Source organism: Candidatus Corynebacterium faecigallinarum, from assembly GCF_052264515.1.
In the GTDB taxonomy this organism is placed as follows: domain Bacteria; phylum Actinomycetota; class Actinomycetes; order Mycobacteriales; family Mycobacteriaceae; genus Corynebacterium; species Corynebacterium faecigallinarum.
This window is the reverse complement of sequence record NZ_JBQQOC010000060.1, coordinates 1-2,671: the sequence shown is the minus strand read 5'-3', so window position 1 is coordinate 2,671 and position 2,671 is coordinate 1. Positions and strand designations below refer to the sequence as shown.

The 2,671-nt window shown below is 47.8% G+C and carries 2 protein-coding genes; both read left to right on the top strand.

Features of this window, described 5'->3' with window-relative positions; genetic code table 11:
• Positions 1-161: 161 nt before the first annotated feature.
• Positions 162-1,133 (top strand): ABC transporter substrate-binding protein, encoded by a 972-nt coding sequence (locus ACTXPP_RS14000; protein ID WP_443342710.1) that lies wholly within the window; start codon positions 162-164, stop codon positions 1,131-1,133.
• A gap of 186 nt (positions 1,134-1,319) precedes the next feature.
• Positions 1,320-2,671, top strand: a 1,352-nt coding sequence (locus ACTXPP_RS13995) for a condensation domain-containing protein (RefSeq protein WP_443342707.1), incomplete at its 3' end; no start/stop codon positions are given.

Sequence of the window (2,671 nt, the reverse complement as noted above, 5' to 3'; positions counted from 1 at the left end):
GAAAGTCGCAATCAAGGCTAAGAACGCTTCGTATACCCCAATGGGATGTGGAGTGTATTGGATAGTGTACAGCAACTAGAGCGACGTCCGAAGTCTCGAAATCGATCCGAGGAGGGCGTCGTCCTGTAGACGCACAGTAGATACACGAGGAGCTATACACGATGACATCGTTAGCAACAAAAATTATAGCAGCAACTATGGTAGGGGCGCTGGCCTTACTCTCGGGCTCCTGCTCATCCGATAACGAATCGACGGATTCGAGCCCGGCGTCATCGTCAGAGAATTACCCGATATCATTGCCTGGACCGTACGGCAACGTTGAAATCGCTAAGCGGCCGGAACGGATCATCGCGCTGAATTCTGCAACTGCCGATGAGTTACTTTCTCTCGGTATTACACCCGTAGCTGTTGCCGGCACGCAAGAGACCGTAGACCGGACAGCGCCTTGGCTGTCCGAGCGGTTGAAAGAGATACTCGATAGTAATATTCTTAATCCGGGAGGGGTAGAAATAAACTATGAGCACTTGGCCTCACTGGATGCAGATCTTTTAGTTGGCCAGAACCTATATTTTCCGAATGTAGAATCTTTTGAGAAGACCAATGCTATAGTTCCTACAGTATTACCGGAATCCGAGGATAGGAACGTGGATTGGGAGACGAGGTACCTAACCACTGCCAGGGCAGTAGGGAAAGAGTCGGAAGCAAAATCGGAAATCGGTAAAATAAAGTCGGATTTTGAAGATTTCGGAAGAGATGCGGAACTCTCGGAAAAGACCTACAACTATATATCAGTACAGAAAGAGAAAGGAACGTTCAGTTATGGAAATGGAAGACTGCTAGAGCTTACCGGCTTAGTTCCAGCAACTAATCAGGAGGATTCTCAAAACAAATCGGTCATTACGTCGTCCTTGGAGAATATTGCAGACCTTGATGGTGACATTATTTTTGACTGGGAGTCCACGACAAAGCGACAAGAGGTTGAGAAGATCCCCGGTTTTGATTCTCTTCCGGCGACCAAGGCAGGGAGTGTATTTTATCTTCAGAGCGACATAGCCACTGCCCTAAACAACCCGGGCCCTCAGGGTGTCAACGCATTCTTGGATTTCCTAAAGAGTCTGGATTTCAAAAAGTAATATTATAAAATTTTCGCTCGTCGGGGTCTAGGCGGGGACGGATGCCCCGGGGCGCACTTCTTCAGTGCACGCCGGGCTACTCGCTGTTCACCTTTCAGGTGCCGGTCGAGAAGTTCTGGGCGGTAAGGCATCCGTCGGTTGGGATAACCAGTTTTCTTTCCGATTACCGTTTTAATAGGGTCGCCCATGTCCTATTCCCAGGCTATATTTTACACGTTCTCCAAATCTCTCCGGAAAGGACGCGGTTCGATGAGTACTGAAAACAGAAAAATTACGTCAGGTGGGGGTAGGAAGTTTGAATTCACGAGTGACAACGATGAAATTCCATGTCATGATATGATCCCACCTTCGCAGAAGCGCATGCTCGTCCACCAGAGTATATTTCCGGAGAGTGTGGCATACAATGTGGAATTGATGCTTACTTTTCCAAGCGACATAAACATCACGCAGCTCATCTCTTCTGTTAGGGCTTTGTGTGAAAAGTATCCAGAGTTTCATACAAAGTACTGGATCGATCGCGATGGATTTGCTTTTTCCGAGACTGGTCCGATATTCGATCCGTTTTTGGCGCGTTCAGCTGACTTGACTGACTCAATTGACTCCCGATCCCCAGTGACGGGGGACATGGCTGAACCATTTATACTTAATTCAGGTGAGTTATTGCGCTGCTCGCTTGCCTGTAGCGGAAATTCCATTAATTTGGTTTTGGTAACACACCACATCTGCTGGGACGCTGAAAGCTTCACTACCTTGATAGGAAGGCTGGATCGCGAGTATTCTAGACTATCGTCTTCTGTGGATGATGAACCTCGAAAAGGTTGGTCGGATCAGAAAAGGCCATGCGTTGATGGTGACACTACTGCAGTCACTGACAACGATGTCGCCTATTGGAGTTCCATCATTGAGCGCATGCATGGGGAAAGATCACGCGCGGTAAACTTTTCCTCCAAGGGAATCTCCAAGTCTTCCGTCATTGAGAAGTCGTTCAACGAGGGAACTGGATCCCTAATCGGTGAAATTTCTCGCCGGATGTCGGTTACTGAATATGCGGTTTCTTTTGTGTGTTCTTGTATTTCATTCGGGGTCGCCCTGGGGTCCGATAGATTTACTGCCGCATCAACCCCCTCAGTTAGGAGCTTTTCTGAAGGTGAGGAGCATTTCGGGTATTTCGCAAATACGCTTCCCCATGTGATAGGACTGTCTCCGTGTGATAGGTTGAACGATGTAATTTATCGTTTTTCAGAGCAGCTCGCCCAATCTTTGCGCCACTCTTCAGTTCCTTACGAGCAGATCGTTGATATGGCAAGGTTGTCGGGTATTGATAACGCTGAAACCCTTTTCGATGTCATGGTTCAGTACTCGAAGTTTCCTGACAATATCTCTGTGGGAGGTTTCCCTGTTGACTGCAGAGTAGTTCCGTCTCGTGATATTGAAGTTCCTGCTGTCGTTGAGTTGTTCTCGCGTAAATCTGCTGTTGATTTCCAATTCAAGTACAGGAAGGATGTGTTCAGTGAGGTCGTAGCCGATGTCATCTCTCG